15 protein-coding genes are annotated in these 18422 nt (G+C 75.8%); all 15 read left to right on the plus strand.

The features are described 5' to 3' along the window. Nucleotides 1-582 precede the first annotated feature (582 nt). Nucleotides 583-1614, plus strand: coding sequence for an N-acetyl-gamma-glutamyl-phosphate reductase (gene argC / locus O4U47_RS29680; RefSeq protein WP_270681302.1), 1032 nt, complete (start codon nt 583-585; stop codon nt 1612-1614). Nucleotides 1615-1713: 99 nt separating this feature from the next. After that, nucleotides 1714-2865, plus strand: coding sequence for a bifunctional glutamate N-acetyltransferase/amino-acid acetyltransferase ArgJ (gene argJ / locus O4U47_RS29685; protein ID WP_270681303.1), 1152 nt, complete (start codon nt 1714-1716; stop codon nt 2863-2865). Further along, on the plus strand, nt 2862-3770 hold the full coding sequence (gene argB / locus O4U47_RS29690; RefSeq protein WP_270681304.1) for an acetylglutamate kinase: 909 nt from the start codon (nt 2862-2864) through the stop codon (nt 3768-3770). The genes argJ and argB overlap by 4 nt, the downstream gene beginning before the upstream one ends. After that, nucleotides 3767-5011: an acetylornithine transaminase gene (locus O4U47_RS29695; RefSeq protein WP_270681305.1), complete on the plus strand. Its 1245-nt coding sequence runs from the start codon at nt 3767-3769 to the stop codon at nt 5009-5011. The genes argB and O4U47_RS29695 overlap by 4 nt, the downstream gene beginning before the upstream one ends. Then, a complete protein-coding gene (argF, locus tag O4U47_RS29700; protein WP_270681306.1) occupies nt 5008-5958 on the plus strand; it encodes an ornithine carbamoyltransferase in 951 nt (316 codons plus the stop codon). The genes O4U47_RS29695 and argF overlap by 4 nt, the downstream gene beginning before the upstream one ends. Continuing rightward, entirely contained in the window at nt 5955-6524 is a 570-nt protein-coding gene (locus tag O4U47_RS29705; protein ID WP_270681307.1) for an arginine repressor, read from the plus strand. Before argF ends, O4U47_RS29705 begins: the two co-directional genes overlap by 4 nt. Next, complete coding sequence (locus O4U47_RS29710) at nt 6521-7720, plus strand: argininosuccinate synthase (RefSeq protein WP_270681308.1); 1200 nt, start codon at nt 6521-6523, stop codon at nt 7718-7720. The genes O4U47_RS29705 and O4U47_RS29710 overlap by 4 nt, the downstream gene beginning before the upstream one ends. A 292-nt stretch (nt 7721-8012) precedes the next feature. After that, nucleotides 8013-9461, plus strand: coding sequence for an argininosuccinate lyase (gene argH / locus O4U47_RS29715; RefSeq protein ID WP_270681309.1), 1449 nt, complete (start codon nt 8013-8015; stop codon nt 9459-9461). 721 nt (nt 9462-10182) lie between these two features. Next, a complete protein-coding gene (locus tag O4U47_RS29720; RefSeq protein ID WP_270681310.1) occupies nt 10183-12534 on the plus strand; it encodes a sensor histidine kinase in 2352 nt (783 codons plus the stop codon). Then, nucleotides 12534-12962 (plus strand): roadblock/LC7 domain-containing protein, encoded by a 429-nt coding sequence (locus O4U47_RS29725; protein ID WP_408639050.1) that lies wholly within the window; start codon nt 12534-12536, stop codon nt 12960-12962. Before O4U47_RS29720 ends, O4U47_RS29725 begins: the two co-directional genes overlap by 1 nt. After that, complete coding sequence (locus O4U47_RS29730; protein ID WP_270681312.1) at nt 12959-13330, plus strand: DUF742 domain-containing protein; 372 nt, start codon at nt 12959-12961, stop codon at nt 13328-13330. The genes O4U47_RS29725 and O4U47_RS29730 overlap by 4 nt, the downstream gene beginning before the upstream one ends. Beyond that, on the plus strand, nt 13311-13922 hold the full coding sequence (locus tag O4U47_RS29735) for a GTP-binding protein (RefSeq protein WP_270681313.1): 612 nt from the start codon (nt 13311-13313) through the stop codon (nt 13920-13922). Before O4U47_RS29730 ends, O4U47_RS29735 begins: the two co-directional genes overlap by 20 nt. 65 nt (nt 13923-13987) lie before the next feature. Further along, the gene (locus tag O4U47_RS29740) at nt 13988-14887 is read left to right on the plus strand and encodes a sirohydrochlorin chelatase (protein ID WP_270681314.1); all 900 of its coding nucleotides are present in this window, start codon (nt 13988-13990) and stop codon (nt 14885-14887) included. 99 nt (nt 14888-14986) lie between these two features. Continuing rightward, entirely contained in the window at nt 14987-16972 is a 1986-nt protein-coding gene (locus O4U47_RS29745; protein WP_270681315.1) for a sensor histidine kinase, read from the plus strand. Beyond that, nucleotides 16962-17429: a DUF742 domain-containing protein gene (locus O4U47_RS29750; RefSeq protein WP_270681316.1), complete on the plus strand. Its 468-nt coding sequence runs from the start codon at nt 16962-16964 to the stop codon at nt 17427-17429. The genes O4U47_RS29745 and O4U47_RS29750 overlap by 11 nt, the downstream gene beginning before the upstream one ends. Nucleotides 17430-18422 lie beyond the last annotated feature (993 nt).

Genomic DNA, 18422 nt, shown 5'->3' on the forward strand with positions numbered 1-18422 from the left:
GCCGGAGGGGTGCACGTTGGTTGAGACCGCCCCCCCGGGGCCCGGCTGCCGGGCGTATCCCGGCGCCCCTTCCTCCCGGAGGGGCGGGGCGCAGGCCCGGCAGGCGCCGGGAACACGAAGAAGCCTCGCCTTCCTCCGGTCAGGGCACCCGGACCCGGCCCCCGCGTGGCCCCCGCCCCGCGCCCCGGCGGCCCGCCGCCCGGCCGGGGCCCGTCAGCGGGGTACCGGCCGAGCCGCCCGCCTGGACCGCGAGGGGCCCGCCGGACGGCAAGCAGGCCCGGGGAACCGCCGGGCTTCTGCCGTCGCCGCTGGGAGCGGTGACCACTTGCGCGGACCGCTCGTGCTGGCCGCTCGCGCTGGCCGCTCGCGCTGGCCGGGCGCGGTGACTGCGGGCGCTGACCTTGGGTGGCGCTGACCTCGGGCGGCGTCGGCCTGCCTCGTCGGGACCGCCCTCTCCTTCGTGGGGTGAGATGGGCGTCACATAGAGATTCTATTCAGTCGGTTGCATAAGATTTCAATCATCCGGCATGATGGAGCCCGTCCGAACGGACACATGCACCATACGGAATCGGGGGAACGGCCATGGGGTACACGGCGGCGGTCGCCGGGGCCAGCGGCTATGCCGGGGGTGAGGTCCTCCGGCTCCTCCTGGGGCACCCCAGTATCGAGATCGGGGCGCTCACCGCCGGGGGCAGCGCGGGCACGCGGCTCGGGGACCACCACCCGCACCTGACCCCGCTGGCCGACCGGGTCCTGCAGGACACCGACACCGCCGCCCTCGCCGGGCACGACGTCGTCTTCCTCGCCCTCCCGCACGGCAAGTCCGCCGAGATCGCCCGCGCCCTGGGCGACGACGTCCTCATCGTCGACTGCGGCGCCGACTTCCGGCTCACCGACCCCGACGCCTGGGAACGCTTCTACGGCACCCCCCACGCCGGGACCTGGCCCTACGGCCTGCCCGAGCTGCCCGGCGGCCGGGAGGCCCTGGCCGGGGCCCACCGCATCGCCGTCCCCGGGTGCCACGTCACCACGGTCACCCTCGCCCTGCTGCCGGCCCTCACCGAGGGCCTGGCCGACCCCGAGGACCTGACCGCGGTCTCGGTCACCGGGGTCTCCGGCGCGGGCAAGGCCCCCAAACCGCACCTCATCGGCAGCGAGACCATGGGCTCGGCCGCCCCCTACGGCGCCGCCGGCGCCCACCGGCACAACCCCGAGATCGTGCAGAACCTGACCGCGGCCGCCGGGCGCCCGGTCACCCTCTCCTTCACCCCCGTTCTGGCCCCCATGCCGCGCGGCATCCTCGCCACCTGCACCGCCCGGCTGGCCCCGGGCGCCGACACCGCCGCCCTGCGCGCCGCCTACGAGCGACGATACGGGGCCGAGCCCTTCGTGAACCTGCTCCCCGAAGGGCAGTGGCCCGCCACCGCCATGACCCTCGGCGCCAACACCGCCGCCGTGCAGGTCGCCGCCGACCCCGCGGCAGGGCGCCTCGTCGCCTGCGCCGCCCTGGACAACCTCACCAAGGGGACCGCCGGCGGCGCCGTGCAGAGCGCCAACATCGCCCTGGGCCTGCCCGAGACCACCGGACTCCCCACCGCCGGCGTCGCGCCCTAGCGCACCGCCCGGACCGGGGGCCGGCCCGCACACGCCAACGCATTCCGCCGCGGGGCCCCGGACGCAGGGGCTCCGCACACCACCGTGAAAGGTCCCGCCGTGAGCGTCACCGCACCCCGCGGCTTCCGCGCCGCCGGCGTCGCCGCCGGACTCAAGCCCGACGGCGCCCGGGACGTCGCCGTCGTCGTCAACGACGGCCCCTCCCGCTCCGCCGCCGCCGTCTTCACCGCCAACCGGGTGCAGGCCGCCCCGGTCCTGTGGTCCCGCCAGGTCGCCAAGGGCGGCCGGGCCCGCGCCGTGGTCGTCAACTCCGGCGGCGCCAACGCCTGCACCGGCGCCCCGGGCTTCCAGGACACCCACGCCACCGCGGAGCGCGCCGCGCACGCCCTGGGCGACTCGGCCGCCGAGATCCTGGTCTGTTCCACCGGCCTGATCGGTGAGCGCCTGCCCATGCCCGAGCTGCTCAGCGGGGTCGACCTGGCCGTCTCCGACGCCGCCCGGGACGGCGGCCTGGACGCCGCCGACGCCATCCGCACCACCGACACCGTGGCCAAGATCGCCTTCCGCCGCGGCGCCGACTACACCGTCGGCGGCATGGCCAAGGGAGCCGGGATGCTCGCCCCCGCCCTGGCCACCATGATCTGCGTGCTCACCACCGACGCCGAGCTCACCCCCGAGCAGTGCGACCGGCTGCTGCGCGCCGCCACCGCCGCCACCTTCGACCGCATCGACGCCGACGGCTGCCTGTCCACCAACGACACCGTGGTGCTCATGGCCTCCGGCGCCTCCGGCGCGGTGCCCGACGAGGAGGAGTTCGCCGCCCTGCTCACCGAGGTCTGCGATGAGCTGGCGGGCCAGCTCATCGCCGACGCCGAGGGCGCCACCAAGGCCATCGCCGTCGAGGTGGTCGGCGCCGCCGACGAGGACGACGCCCTGCAGGCCGCCCGCGCCGTCGCCGGCAACAACCTCTTCAAGTGCGCCATGTTCGGCGAGGACCCCAACTGGGGCCGGGTGCTCGCCGCCGTGGGCACCACCACCGCCGCCTTCGACCCCGACCAGCTCAACGTCGCCATCAACGGCGTCTGGGTGTGCCGCAAGGGCGCCGTCGGCGACGACCGCTCCAAGGTCGACCTGTCCGGCCGCGACGTCGCCGTCACCGTCGACCTGTCCGCCGGGGGTGCCGCCGCCACGGTCCGCACCACGGACCTGACCACCGCCTACGTCCACGAGAACTCGGCCTACAGCTCATGAACTCCCGCAAACAGGCCCTGGACAAGGCCACCACCCTCATCGAGGCGCTGCCCTGGATGAGCCGCTTCCACGGCCGCACCGTCGTGGTCAAGTACGGCGGCAACGCCATGACCGACCCCGAGCTGCAGGACCGGTTCGCCGAGAACATCGTCTTCCTGCGCTACGCCGGGCTGCGCCCGGTGGTGGTGCACGGCGGCGGCCCGCAGATCAAGGCGCACCTGGAGCGCGTCGGCCTGGAGAGCACCTTCGCCGCGGGGCTGCGCGTCACCACCCCCGAGACCATGGACATCGTCCGCATGGTGCTGGTCGGCCAGGTCAACCGGGACATCGTCGGCCGCATCAACCGGCACGGCCCCTTCGCCGTCGGCCTGTCCGGCGAGGACGCCCGGATGATGACCGCCGAGCGCAAGCCCGCCATGGTCGACGGCGAACCGGTCGACATCGGCCTGGTCGGCGAGGTCACCGGGGTCGACGCCTCAGTGGTGGACACCCTGCTCGACGACGGCCGCATCCCCGTCGTCTCCAGCGTCGCCCGCTCCGGCGAGGGCGTCTACAACGTCAACGCCGACACCGCGGCCGCCGCCCTCGCCGCCGGCCTGGGCGCCAGCAAGCTCATCATGCTCACCGACATCGAGGGGCTCTACGCCGACTACCCGGTGTGCGAGGAGCTGATCAGCCGCCTCAGCGCCACCGAGCTGGAGCGCCTGCTGCCCGACCTGTCCACCGGCATGGTCCCCAAGATGGAGGCCTGCCTGCGGGCGGTGCGCGGCGGCGTCCCCCAGGCGCACGTGCTCGACGGCCGCACCCCCAACTCCCTGCTGCTGGAAGTGTTCACCAACGACGGCATCGGCACCATGGTCGTGCCCGACGACGCCCCCCACGACGTGTTCGGAGGCCCCGCATGAGCGCCCCCACCGCCGGAGGGCCCACCTCCGGCGCCCCCGCCGACGGCCCCGGCGAGGCGACCCGCGCCCTGCAGGAGCGGTTCCAGGCCGCCCTCATGCCCAACTACGGCGTGCCGCCCGTGGCCATCGCCCGCGGCGAGGGCGCCCGCGTCTGGGACGCCGACGGCCGCGAATACCTCGACCTCATCGGCGGCATCGCCGTCAGCGCCCTGGGCCACGGCCACCCCGCCCTCGTCACGGCCGTCGCCGACCAGGCCGCCTCCCTGGCCCACACCTCCAACCTCTTCCTCCACGAGCGCGAGGTCGAACTCGCCGAGCGCCTCATCGCCCTGCTCGGCGACCCGTCCGCCCGCGTCTTCCTCGCCAACTCCGGCACCGAGGCCAACGAGGCCGCCCTCAAGCTCGCCCGCAAGGCCGCCGGACCCGACCGCCCCGTGCTGGTCGCCGCCGAGAACGGCTTCCACGGCCGCACCCTCGGCGCCCTCGCCGTCACCGGCAAGGAGTCCATCCGCGCGCCGTTCGGCCCCTACGGCACCGAGGTGCGGTTCGTCCCCCACGGCGACGCCGGGGCCCTGCGCGCCGCCGTCGACGGCGGCGTCGCCGCGGTCATCGTCGAACCCGCCCAGGGCGAGGCCGGTGTCGTCCCCGCCCCCGACGGCCACCTGGCCGAGGTCCGCGCCATCTGCGACGAGGCGGGGGCCGCGTTCATCCTCGACGAGATCCAGTCCGGCATCGGCCGCACCGGCCACTGGTTCGCCCACCAGGCCGAAGGCGTGCGCCCCGACATCCTCACCCTGGCCAAGGGCCTGGGCGGGGGCCTGCCCATCGGCGCCTGCGTCGGCTTCGGCCGCTTCGCCACCGCCTTCGCCAAGGGGGACCACGGCTCCACCTTCGGCGGCAACCCGGTCGCCGCGGCCGCCGCGCTGGCCGTCCTGGACACCGTCGACAAGGAGGGCCTACTCGACAACGCCGCCCGCACCGGCGCCGCCCTCGCCGACGGCATCCGCGCCACCGGCCACCCCCTGGTCGCGGGGGTGCGCGGCAGCGGCCTGTGGCTGGCCGTCACCCTGACCGCCGACCGCGCCGCCGACGTGCAGGCCCGCGCCGCCGCGCACGGCTTCCTGGTCAACGCCGTGGCCCCGGACGCCGTACGGCTCGCACCGCCGCTGACCCTCACCACCGGGCAGGCCGCCGCCTTCACCGGCGCCCTCCCCGCGATCCTCGACGAGGTGACCCCGTGACCCGCCACTTCCTCCGCGACGACGACCTCACCCCGCAGGAGCAGACGGCCGTCCTCGACCTGGCCGACGCCCTCAAGGCCGACCGGTTCTCCCGCCGCCCGCTGGAGGGCCCACAGACCGTCGCCCTGGTCTTCGACAAGCCCTCCACCCGCACCCGCGTCTCCTTCGCCGTGGGCGTGGCCGACCTCGGCGGATCCCCCCTGGTCATCGACGCCCAGGGCAGCCAGATGGGCCGCGGTGAACCCGTCGCCGACACCGCCCGGGTGCTGGAGCGCCAGGTCGCCGCCATCGTCTGGCGCACCTTCGCCCAAGAGGGCCTGGAGGGCATGGCCCAGGCCGCCTCCGTTCCGGTCGTCAACGCCCTGTCCGACCGCTTCCATCCCTGCCAGATCCTCGCCGACCTGCAGACGGTGCGCGAGCGCAAGGGCCGCCTGGCCGGGCTCACCCTCGCCTACTTCGGCGACGGCGCCAACAACATGGCCCACTCCTACCTGCTCGGCGGCGCCACCGCCGGCATGCACGTGCGCATCGCCGCCCCCGAGGGGTACCGGCCCGACGCCGACGTGCTGGAGCGCGCCCGCGCCATCGCCGCCGGGACCGGCGGGTCGGCCGAGGTCGTCACCGACGCCCGCGAGGGCGCCTCCGGCGCCGACGTCCTGGCCACCGACGCCTGGACCTCCATGGGCCAGGAGGCCGAGGCCGCCGACCGGGTCGCCCCGTTCCTGCCGTTCGCCGTCGACGACGCCCTGCTGGCGGCCGCCGCCCCCGAGCCGGTCGTCCTGCACTGCCTGCCCGCCTACCGCGGCCAGGAGATCACCGCCCCGGTCCTGGACGGCCCCGCGTCGGCCGTGTGGGACGAGGCCGAGAACCGCCGCCACGCCCAGAAGGCCCTGCTGTGCTTCCTGCTGGACCCCGGGGCCGCGGAGGGGGCGGGGCCGCGACGATGACCGCCGACGGTGCCGCCGCGCCGATGACCAAGGCGGCCCGGCACGCCCGCATCACCGACGTGCTCACCCGCAACGACGTGCGCTCCCAGGCCGAACTGGCCAAGCTGCTCGCCGAGGCGGGGGTGCAGGTCGCCCAGGCCACCCTCTCCCGGGACCTCGACGAGCTCGGGGCGGTGAAGCTGCGCACCGCCGGAGGGGACCTCATCTACCGGCTGCCCGGCGAGGGCGGCGAGCGGCTGCAGCGCGCCGGGGCCGACGCCCACGACGGGGGCCTGGACCTGGCCGCCGCCGCGGGCTCGCGGGTCACCCGGCTCGCCGAGGAGCTGCTGGTATCGGCCGAGGCGTCGGCCAACATGGTCGTGGTCCGCACACCGCCCGGGGCGGCGCAGTTCCTCGCCTCGGCGATCGACCACACCGACTTCCAGGCCATCCTCGGCACCATCGCCGGGGACGACACCATCCTCGTCGTCTCCCGGGACCCCGAGGGCGGCGAAGAACTCGCATCGGCGCTGCTCCGGCTGGCCGACCGCAAGACCCGACCACCGCACGAGGAGGAACCGACATGAGCGAGCGGGTCGTACTCGCCTACTCCGGGGGGCTGGACACCTCCGTCGCCATCGGGTGGATCGCCGAGGAGACCGGCGCCGAGGTGGTGGCCGTGGCCATCGACTGCGGGCAGGGCGGCGAGGACCTGGACACGGTCCGCCGGCGCGCCATCGACTGCGGCGCCGTCGAGGCCGTCGTCGCCGACGCCAAGGACGAGTTCGCCGAGCAGTACTGCGTCCCCGCGCTGCAGGCCAACGCCCTGTACATGGACCGGTACCCGCTGGTCTCGGCGCTGTCGCGGCCGCTGATCGTCAAGCACCTGGCCGACGCCGCCCGCTACCACGGCGCCACCATGGTCGCCCACGGCTGCACGGGCAAGGGCAACGACCAGGTCCGCTTCGAGGCCGGGCTGGCCGCCCTGTTCCCCGAGCTCAAGGTGCTCGCCCCGGTGCGCGACTCGGGCATGACGCGGGACAAGGCCATCGCCTTCGCCGAGGAGAAGGGCCTGCCCATCGACGTCTCCAAGAAGTCGCCCTACTCCATCGACCAGAACCTGTTCGGCCGCGCCGTGGAGACCGGGTTCCTCGAGGACATCTGGAACGGCCCCATCGAGGACGTCTACGCCTACACCGACGACCCCGGCGCGCCGCGCGAGGCCGACGAGCCGGTCGTCACCTTCACCGCCGGGGTGCCCACCGCCATCGACGGCAAGGAGCTCACCCCGCTGCAGGTCATCGAGGAGATGAACCGGCGGGCGGGCGCCCAGGGCGTGGGCCGCATCGACATGGTCGAGGACCGGCTGGTCGGCATCAAGAGCCGCGAGGTCTACGAGGCGCCGGGCGCCATCGCGCTCATCGCCGCCCACCAGGAGCTGGAGAACGTCACCGTGGAGCGGGAGCTGGCCCGGTTCAAGCGCGGCGTCGACCAGCGGTGGGGCGAGCTGGTCTACGACGGCCTGTGGTTCTCCCCGCTCAAGGACGCCCTGGACGGGTTCATCGCCGACGCCAACGAGCACGTCTCCGGCGACGTGCGGGTGGTCCTGCACGGCGGCCGGGCCGTGGTCACCGGGCGGCGCAGCGAGCAGTCGCTCTACGACTACGAGCTGGCCACCTACGACACCGGCGACACCTATGACCAGTCCATGGCGCGCGGCTTCATCGACGTGTGGAGCATGCCCGCCAAGATCGCCTCGCTGCGGGACCAGCGCAACGCCTGACACGCTCCGCCGCGGCCCCGGCACGGCAGCGCCCGGGGCCGCGGCGGATCCGCCCCTGCTGAGCCCCTCGGCCCGAGGAACTCCTCGCGATTTCCCCGTGCCGGGGGCAGATGGGCCCCTGACACGCGAGAATCGCCGTGCGGCGCGGCCGGGACGCGGCCGGGAGCAGCGGACCGTCCGCGCGGGACACCCCCGCGACCGGACGCCGTCCCGTGCGGCCGCCCGCCCGGGCACACGTCCGGCCCTGAAAAACGACCGACCCATCCGCCCACCCGAGCAAAGGACACCGACCGTGGCCCAGGACAGCGCCGACGCCAGCGCCGAGGCCCCCGGCGGCCCCGTCACCCGCCTGTGGGGCGGCCGCTTCGCAGGCGGCCCCTCCGAGGCCCTCGCCGCCCTCTCCGACAGCACCTCCTTCGACTGGCGCCTGGCCCGCCACGACATCGCCGGCTCCCGGGCGCACGCCCGCGTGCTGCACGCCGCCGGGCTGCTGACCGACGAGGAGCTGCAGGGCACCCTGGACGGGCTCGACCGCCTGGAGGCCGACGTCGCCTCCGGCGCCTTCACCCCGGTGCCCGAGGACGAGGACGTGCACACCGCCCTGGAGCGCGGCTTCATCGAGCGCGTCGGCCCCGAGCTCGGCGGGCGGCTGCGCGCCGGGCGCTCGCGCAACGACCAGATCGCCACCCTGGTGCGGATGTACCTGCGCGAGCAGGCCCGCGCCATCGCCGGGGAGCTGCTCGACCTCGTCGGCGCGCTGGCCGACCAGGCCGAGGCGAACATGGGCGTGCCCATGCCCGGCCGCACCCACCTGCAGCACGCCCAGCCGGTCCTGCTCTCCCACCACCTGCTCGCGCACGCCTGGCCGCTGCTGCGGGACGTGGAGCGGCTGGCGGACTGGGACCGCCGCGCCGCCGTCTCGCCCTACGGCTCCGGCGCGCTGGCCGGGTCCTCGCTCGGTCTGGACCCCGAGGCGGTCGCCGCCGACCTGGGCTTCCCCGCCGCGGCCGAGAACTCCATCGACGCCACCGCCTCCCGGGACGTGGCCGCCGAGTTCGCCTTCGCGGCCGCGATGACCGGGGTGGACCTGTCGCGCATCTCCGAGGAGGTCATCCTCTGGGCCACCAAGGAGTTCTCCTTCGCGATCCTGGACGACGCCTACTCCACGGGGTCGTCGATCATGCCGCAGAAGAAGAACCCGGACATCGCCGAGCTGGCGCGCGGCAAGTCCGGCCGCCTCATCGGCGACCTGACCGGCCTGCTCGGCACGCTCAAGGGGCTGCCGCTGGCTTACAACCGGGACCTGCAGGAGGACAAGGAGCCGGTGTTCGACGCGGCCGACACCCTCCTGCTCCTGCTGCCCGCGTTCACCGGCATGGTCGCCACGCTCGAGTTCGACGGGGAGCGCATGGCCGAGCTGGCGCCGCAGGGCTTCTCGCTGGCCACGGACATCGCCGAGTGGCTGGTGCGGCAGCGCGTGCCGTTCCGCGAGGCGCACGAGATCGCGGGGGCGTGCGTGCGCCTGTGCGAGGAGCGCGGCGTGGACCTTCCGGACCTGGGCGACGAGGACTTCGCGTCGGTGTCGGAGCACCTGACCCCGCAGGTGCGCGAGGTGCTGACGGTGCAGGGCGCGATGGCCTCGCGCGCGGGCAAGGGAGGGACGGCGCCGGTGCGCGTCCGGGAGCAGCTCGCCCGCGTCCGCGAGACCGTGGAAGGACTGAGGGCCTTCTCCGGGTCCTGACCTGGACGGCCCATGACCCGGACGGCTCTGACCTGGACGACCCCTGGGCCGGGCCGGTGTGAGTTCCGGTGGCCGCGACCGCCCTTCTCGGCGGTCGCGGCCACCCAATGCGGGTCAGGACGCGCCTGGTGCGCGTGACGACGGCACCGCCCCGGGAGTGGAGCGGAACCGCGCCGCTCTCCCGGGGCCACGGGGCCGCCCCCTCGGCGATGATCTCGACGGAAGTGCTGCCATTCCGGCGGTTTTGAAAGCACCTTTGTCGAGATCATCACCGGGCTGGGGCGCACCGGGCCGACAGACGCCATGAGCGCGGGCGAGCGCTCGATCACCCTGTCGCGCCGCCGCCCGGACCGCGAGGGACCCGCCGGACGGCAGGCAGGGCCCGGGAACCGCTGACCTTTCGCCATTGCCGCCGTCCACGGCGACCACGCACACGCGCCGCGCCCGACAGCGCCGCGACAAGACCCGCCGACCCGCTCCGGCCGCCCCCAGGGACGGGCGCGCCCCGACCTCCCCCCGCTCCCTCCGCACGTCACCGCCCATCTCGGACGAATTCTCCGAACCCCCTTCCGGCGGCGCCCGCATGCGGTAGCGTCCTGAATCCGTGGGCACCACGGGTGGCCGCTCCTGCGCGCATCGTGAGCCGATCCGGTCGAGGCCGGACCGCGGACACCGCGCACCGGGAGCGGACGACGCGCAGCCCGCACGGGGGAGGAGACCGATGGGGCAGTCGGGGGGAGCAGAGCGCGGCATCAGGGCGCAGCTCAACAGGATCGTGCTGATCCCCAGCGTGACGTTCCTGGCGCTGTTCGCCGTGCTCAGCGGTGTCACCCTGACCCAGGCGGTCTCGCTGCGCCTGGCCTCCCGCGACGCCCGGGAGGCCGTCCACCTGCAGCAGGTCCTCACCGAACTGCAGCGCGAGCGCCGCCTGGCCGCCGAGCACCTCGCCGACCCCGGCCAGGGGTCGCTGGAGGCCTTCCGCGACCAGACCGCCGCCACCGACGGCGCCGTCGAGCGCATGGCCGATTCCGGGGACCGCCTGCGCGGCTCGCGGGACACCGCCGTCGCCGACCGCGCCTCCTCCTTCCACGCCTCCCTGGCCCGCCGGGGTGAACTGCGCGACCGGATCACCGCCGGCGACATCGGGGCCCCCATCGCCGCCGCCGACTACGGCACCGCCGTGGAGCGCGGAGTGCGCGTGTTCGACGCCGTGGGGCGCACCGCGGCCGACGGCCCCTCGGCCGCGGCCGCGGCCGACACGGTGGCGCTCATGCGCGCACAGGAGCGCTTCTCCCGCGCCGACGCCCTCCTCAGCGGCGGCGGTGACGCGGGCCGGGCCGCCTCCCTCGTCGAGGACGCCGAGACCCGCCTGAGCGAGACCGGGTCCGCCCTCGCCGGCGACCCCGCACGGGCGCACGCCGCCCTGGCGGCCTCCCCGGACTGGAGCCGCGCGCGCACCCTGGCCGAGCGCGCCGCCGAGCACGGCGGCGGCGACGCGCCCCCCGAGGGGTGGCGGTCGGTCGCCGACGAGGTCGACGCGGGCCTGACCGGGCTGGCGGCCGCCCAGGCCGCGACGGTCGTCGACCGCACCCGCGCCGCCTCCAACGCGATGTTCAGCCTCGCCCTGGGCGGCGGCACCATGGCGCTGTTCGCCGGGACCCTCGCCTACGGGGTCGCCTCCCGCTCCGCCGGGCGGCTGATCGGCCGTCTGGCCCGGCTGCGCGCCGAGACCCTGGACCTGGCCCGCACCCGGCTGCCGCGCATCGTCACCCGCTTGGAGCAGGGCGAGGCCGTCGACCTGGACCGGGAGGTCCGCCGCCTGGACCACGGCGACGACGAGGTCGGCCAGGTCGCCGACGCCTTCACCACCGCCCAGCGCACCGCCGTGCGCGCCGCGGTGCGCCAGGCCGACATGCGCGCGGGCGTGAACCGCGTCTTCCTCGGCATCGCGCACCGCAACCAGTCCCTGGTCCAGCGCCAGCTCCAGCTCCTCGACCGGATCGAGCGCGAGGAGGAGGACCCCGACCTGCTGGAGGACCTCTTCCACCTGGACCACCTGGCCACCCGCGGCCGCCGCAACGCCGAGAACCTCATCATCCTCGGCGGCGGCCGCCCCGGCCGCCGCTGGCGCACCCCCATCCCGCTGGTGGACATCCTGCGCGGCGCCATCTCCGAGACCGAGGAGTACGCCCGGGTGGAGCTGCGGGTGGTGCCCGACGTGGCGCTGTCGGGCACCGTGGTGGCCGACGTCATCCACCTGGTCGCCGAGCTCGTGGAGAACGCCACCTCCTTCTCACCGCCGCACACCCCCGTGCACATCCACAGCGAACTGGTGCCCAAGGGCGTCGCCGTGGAGATCGAGGACCGCGGCCTGGGCATGGGGGAGGAGGCGCTCGCCCGCGCCAACGCCACCCTGCGCGAGGCGCCCGAGTTCGACGTCATGGCGCTCAACCAGGACCTGCGCCTGGGGCTGTTCGTCGTCGCCCGGCTGGCCGCCAAGCACGACGTGCACGTCCAGCTCTGCCCCTCGCCCTACGGCGGCACCCGCGCGGTGGTGCTCATCCCCGCCGCGCTCATCGCCGACCGGCAGGCCCCCGCACGCCCGGTCCGGCGCGGCGCCCAGGAGCGCCGCCCCGCCCGCCGGAACGCCCCCGACCTGCTCGCCGGGGCCCCAGCCCGGCGGGCCGGCTCCGATCCCGACCCCGCCCGGTCCGGCGCCCCCGCCCGGCCGGCCGCACCGGCGCGCACGTCCGCACCCGCGCGCACGGCCCCCCAGGACCGGTCCGGCGCCCCCCGCACGGCCCGGTCGGCCGCGCCCGCGCCGGCGCCGTCCGCAACGACCGCACCCGCTCCCCCCGCAGCCGAGGACGGCCGCCCGGCGCTGCCCAAGCGGCGCCGCCAGGCCGGACTCGCCCCGCAACTGCGCGAGGAACCGGCGGCACCCCCCGCCGAGGCCGCCGCACCGGCACCGCTCGAGCCTTCGCCCGAGCGGGCCCGCGCGGTGATGAGCGCGTTCCAGAAGGGGACCCGGCGCGGCCGGGAGGACGAACACACGGGAGAGAGCAGCGAATGATGGTTGACGACGGCAACGCGGCCACGGACCTCAACTGGCTCCTGGACGACCTGGTGGACCGCACGGTGGGCGCCGAACACGCCATCGTGCTCTCCGCCGACGGACTGCTCATCGGCCGCTCCCGCGGCCTCGGCGCCGAACAGGGCGAGCACCTGTCCGCGGTCGCCTCCGCCTTCCAGAGCCTGGCCCGCGGCACCGGGCGGCGGTTCGGCGGCGGCGCGGTGCGCCAGACCGTGGTGGAGATGGAGCACGCCTACCTGTTCGTGACCGCCGCCGGGGAGGGCGCCTGCCTGGCCGTGCTGGCCGCCGAGGACGCCGACGTGGGCCTGGTCGCCTACGAGATGAACATGCGCATCAAGCGCGTCGGCCAGTTCCTCACCTCCGCCCCGCGCTTCCCCGAGTCGGTGGCCGCGGGCGGCGGCTCGTGAGCCCGGCGGCCGGGCGCCTGGACGAGGGCGCCGGGCCGCTGGTGCGGCCCTACACCATGACCGGGGGGCGGACCCGCCCGGCGGTCGGCGCCGGGCTGGACATGATCAGCATCGTGGTGGCCGCGCGCGAGCGGGTGGACTGGGGGGAGCTGCAGCCCGAGCACGCGCGCATCCTGCGCCGCTGCCGCACACCGGTCTCGGTGGCCGAGCTCTCGGCCCAGCTGGACATCCCCCTCACCGTGGTCAAGGTGCTGGTGGGCGACCTCGTCGCGGCCGGCGACGTCGCCGCCCGGGCGCCGGCGCCCGCGGCCGACCACCCCGAAGCCCACGTTCTGCAGGCGGTACTCGATGGCATCCGACGGCTCTGACGGCGCCGGCCCCGGCGCCACCGGCGCGCACGACCTCCCGGTCGCGGTCAAGATCCTGGTGGCCGGGGGGTTCGGCGCGGGCAAGACCACCCTGGTCGGGTCGGTCAGCGAGATCGCCCCGCTCAGCACCGAGGAGGTGATGACCGAGGCCGGCATGGGCGTGGACGACACCGACGGGGTGGAGGCCAAGACCACCACCACCGTCGCCCTGGACTTCGGGCGCATCACCGTCAGCGACCGAGTGGTGCTGTACCTGTTCGGCACCCCCGGGCAGGGGCGGTTCTGGTTCATGTGGGACGAGCTGGCCTCCGGCGCGCTGGGGGCGGTCGTCGTCGCCGACACCCGGCGCCTGGAGAGCTGCTTCCCCGCGGTGGACTTCTTCGAGCGGCGCGGCGTCCCGTTCGCCGTGGCCGTCAACCAGTTCGACGGGGCGCACCGCTACACCGCCCAGGAGGTGCGCGAGGCCGTGGACGTCGACCCGCACGTGCCGGTGGTGCTGGGCGACGCCCGCGAGCGCGAGTCCGGCAAGGAGGTGCTGCTGTCGCTCGTCGAACACGTGATTCGCCGCCGCAGCCCGGCCCTGAGCGGGTGAGCTGTAGCATAGGGCTCCCCGAACGCACACGACTCGTTAGCATCTCTCGCGTGAATCCTGACAGTATGCAGAATCCGGACAGACTCCCCCCTCGCGATCTGCCGCGGCGCCGCTCCGGGCGGCACCGTGATCCGCTCTCCTTCGACAGCTGGGTCGGCACCCCGCGGCTGGTCCTCGCCGTGCCCGGCGGTACCGGGGAGGCCGCGGAGATCGGCGCGCAGACCGCCGACCTGTTGCGCTCCTACCGCCCCGAGGTCGAGATCAAGTACGGGTGCACCGACGGCGGCCCCTCGCTGCGCGAGGCCATGGACGGCCTCGCCCCGCGCGAGGGCAGCCCGCTGGCGGGCATCGTCGTGCCGCTGGTGACCGGGCCGCACGCGCCCACCGCCCGGGCCGTGGAGGAGGCGGCCCGGGACACCGGCGCCGACGTGCGGATGACCGAGGCGCTCGGCCCGCACCCCATGCTCGCCGAGGTGCTGCACCTGCGCCTGGCCGAGGCCGGGTTCGTGCGCGCCGACCGGATGCGGCTGATCAGCGTGGTGGCCCCCACGGCCAGCATGACCGACGGTGTCATCGTGGGCGCGGCCGGCGGCGCCGAGGCGGCCGGTGCCGCCGGGGTGACCGCGGTGCTGCTCGCCGCGCGGCTCGGCATCACCGTGCTGCCCGCCGACATGGACGACGACGCCGCCATGGCCGAGGCGTTCGGGCAGCTGGCCGAGGCCGGCTGCGCCCGCCCGGTGCTCGCCCCCGGGGTGATCGGCCCCGAACTGCCCGAGGGGCGCGCCACCGAGCTGGCCGAACGGCACGGGGCGCGCGCCAGCGCGCCGGTGGGCGCGGGCAGCACCCTGGCCAAGATCGCCGCGCTGCGCTACGCCGAGGTGCTCAACAGCGTCGGGGTGCAGACCCCGCCGAGCGTGGACGACCTGCCCGCTCCGGTCGGGTCGCGGCACCGCCCGGAGAGCTGATCCCCGCCCCCGCTCACGCAATGTGAGCGAACCGCCACCCTCGGCATCGGAACTCCGGTACCCTCCTCCCACGGGCGCGCCGTCGGAGGAGGGGGACCCATGGCCGCGACGCCGGAGCGGCGGACCATCCGCGGGCAGCTCACCCGCATCGTGCTGATTCCCAGCGTCTGCTTCCTGCTGCTGTGGACCGCCGCGACCGCGGCCGGCGCCGTCCAGGCCGCCTCCATGGCCGCCGCCGTCGGCGACGGCCGTGCCGGGACCGCCGCCTTCACCCGCCTCGCCGAGGCCCTGCGCCAGGAGCGGCTGGCCACCATGGTCCGGCTCGGCGACCCCGGCGGCGACGCGGCGGACGCACCCCTGGAGCGCGCCCGGTCGGGTACCGACCGGGCCCTGGAGCGCGCCGAACCGCACGCCGAGGAGCTGCGCTCGGGCGCCGACCGGGACGTGCTGCGCAGCGCGGCCCGCTTCGACGGCCGCGGCGAGGGCGCCCCCGAGGACGTCGAGGAGCTGCGCGGCGGCGTCGACGGCGGCTCGGTCACCCGTGCCACCGCCCTGGAGGCCTACGACGCCCTGCTCGACGACCTGCGCACGCTCGACTCCGCGCTGCTCGACGCCGCCGCCGACGGGGCGGACGGCTCGGCGGCGGGCCTGGCCGAGACCCTGGTGGGCGTGCGCGAGGAGTACTCCCGCGCCGAGGCGCTGCTCGCGGGGGCCATCGCCGCGGAGGGTATGGACTACCAGGAGACCGCCCACTTCACCTACCTCACCGCCTCCTACCGGGACGCCCTGGAGCAGGCCGAACCCGACCTGCGCGGTCCGGCACGGGACGCCTACACCGAGCTCGCCTCCGGCGACGCCTGGCGCCGCACCGAGCGCCTCAGCCGGGGCGTGGTGACCCGGCCGCCCGTCTCCGACGAGCAGGCGGCCGCCGGGCGCCCCGCCTGGAACACCGGTCTGGACGTCGGGGCCGACGAGTGGGAGCGCGCCGCAGGGCGGGCGGGGGAGGGGCTGCGGGAGCTGGTGGCCACCCAGCGCGCGGCCGTCTTCGACGGCGCGGAGACCGCCGCGCACACCCGCATCGCGCTGAGCGTCGCCGGGGCGGTGCTGACGCTGGCCGCGGGGGCCGCCGCGATCATCGTCGCCGGGAGGTCCTCCCGGCGCCTCACCGAGCGGCTGTGCCGCCTGCGCACCGAGACCCTGGCGGTGTCCGACACGCGCCTGCCGCGCATCGTCTCCCGGGTCCAGGAGGGGGGACGCGTCGACCTGGGCGATGCGCTGCCGCAGCTGTCCTACGGCACCGACGAGATCGGCGAGGTGGCCGACGCCTTCAACACCGCCCAGCGCACCGCCGTCGGCGCCGCCGTCAAGCAGGCCGAGATCCGGGCGGGGGCCAACCGGGTCTTCCTCGGCATCGCCTACCGGAACCAGGCGCTGGTGCAGCGCCAGCTGCGCCTGCTCGACGAGATCGAGTACGCCGAAGAGGACCCGCGCACCCTGGACAAACTGTTCCGCCTGGACCACCTGGCCACCCGCGCCCGCCGCTACGCCGACAACCTCATCATCCTCGGCGGGGCGCACTCGGCCCGGCGCTGGCGCGAGCCGATGCCGGTCGTCGACGCCCTGCGCGCCGCGATCTCCGAGACCGAGGACTACCAGCGGGTGCGGCTGACCTGCGCCCCCGGCCCGCCGCTGCGCGGCACCGCGGTCGCCGACGTGGTGCACCTGGTGGCCGAGCTGGTGGAGAACGCCACCCAGTTCTCCCCGGCGGGGGCGCCGGTGGACGTCATCTGCGGCCCCGCGCCCGGCGGGATGGCGGTGGAGGTGGAGGACCGGGGGCTGGGGCTGACCCCCGAGGGGTACGCGGCGGCCGAGCGGACGCTGGCCCAGGCGCCCGAGTTCGACGTGATGGCGCTGCAGGACGAGCCGCGGGTGGGCCTCTTCGTGGTGGCGCGCCTGGCGGCCCGCCACGGGATCGCGGTGCGGCTGGCGCCGTCGGCCTACGGGGGTGCCCGGGCGACGGTGCTGGTGCCCGCGGCATTGCTGGAGGAGGCGGTCGTGGCCGGGGGGCACGGCGGTGGACGGTAGGGAGGACGGCGGAAGAGGCACCCGCCCGGACGGTGTACCGGCCGGCGTCGGCGCGGTCCCGGGCACTGAAGCCGACGGTCCGGGCGCCGCGGAGTCCGGCCTGCTGGACGCGGGCCCCCTGCTCCGGCCCTTCGCCCTGCGGGCGGGGCGCCCGCCCGCCCCGGCGTCCCCGAGGCCGAGCGCCCGTACCCCGGCCGGGCCGCTGACCGCGGTCCGCGCGGCGGATCCCGCCGACGCCGACGGTGAACCGTACCCCGAGGTGGCGGCGGTGCTGAGGGCCTGTGCGCGGCCGTGCCGGGTCGTCGACCTGGCGGCGGAGACGGGCCTGCCGCTGACGGTCGCCCGCCACCTGGTCCGCGACCTGACGGCGGAGGGGCGCCTGGAGGTGTGCCACAGCCGTCCGGCGGACGACCGCGACATCCTCGAAGACGTGCTGGAGGGGCTCAAGGCCCTGTGAACCCGCAGCAGCGGTGGCCGGGGGAGGGGAGCGCGCCGCCGTCCGCCCGTGCCTGTGGGGCGCCGGGTTCCTCTCGGTCTGGGGAGACGGCGGCTGGGCAGGTACCCCGCTCGGGGGATCCGGCCGTCGGCCAGGCCAGCGGGGTGCAAGGACAAAGCGGCGACGACGGCACCAGCCGGTCCCCCGCTCACGGGCCCCGGCCGGGCGGCGGGCCACCGGAGGGCCAGGTGACCAGCAGCAACGACGGCGTGAGCTGGTACCCCACTCATGGACCCCGGCCGGGCGGCGGGCCGCCGGGGCGCCAGGGTGGTGGGCGGCGACGACGCAGGACGGCGACCCAAGCGGTAACGCTGTCGGCCGCCGGGTGTGTGCGTGGTCGGGGTGGTCGGCGGCGACGGCACAAGCGGGGTGGTTCCTTTGGCCTGCTTGCCGTCCGGTGGGTTCCTCGCGGTGCGGGTGGGCGGGCGGCTCGGCCGGTACCCCGCTGACGGGCTCTGGCCGGGCGGCGGACCACCGGGGCGCGGGGCGAAGGCGGCGACGACGGCGGGCGGCCCTCGCCGACGCTGTCGGGGAGTCGCAGCGAGGGTGGTGCTTGCACCACGCGATCACCCTTCGGATGGTTCGCTCACCACGCTCGATCGGCCGACGAGTGTGAAGGGGTCCGATATGCCCGGTTTCCGGGCCGGGGTGTCCCACCTGGTGGGGCGAGGCGTCCGGATGACGTGCACCCTCCTCGGAACACCTCCGGCCCGGGTGCCCTGACCGGAGGAAGGCGAGGCTTCTTCGTGTTCCCGGCGGCCGCCGGGCCCGCCCGTCCGGGCCTCGGGCAGGCCACCCGGGGGGCGGGTTCGCCGAGATGCACCTGATGGCCGGGCACAGGGGCCGGTCTCAACCAACGTGCACCCCTCCACGGAGAAGCTCCCGCATGGTGAGACCCGGGGGCCGGGGTTCGCGCTCTCCGACACCCGGACCCGCCCCCGCCGGGCCCGCACC

The sequence above is a fragment of the Nocardiopsis suaedae genome (assembly GCF_027706745.1).
Lineage (GTDB): Bacteria > Actinomycetota > Actinomycetes > Streptosporangiales > Streptosporangiaceae > Nocardiopsis_A > Nocardiopsis_A suaedae.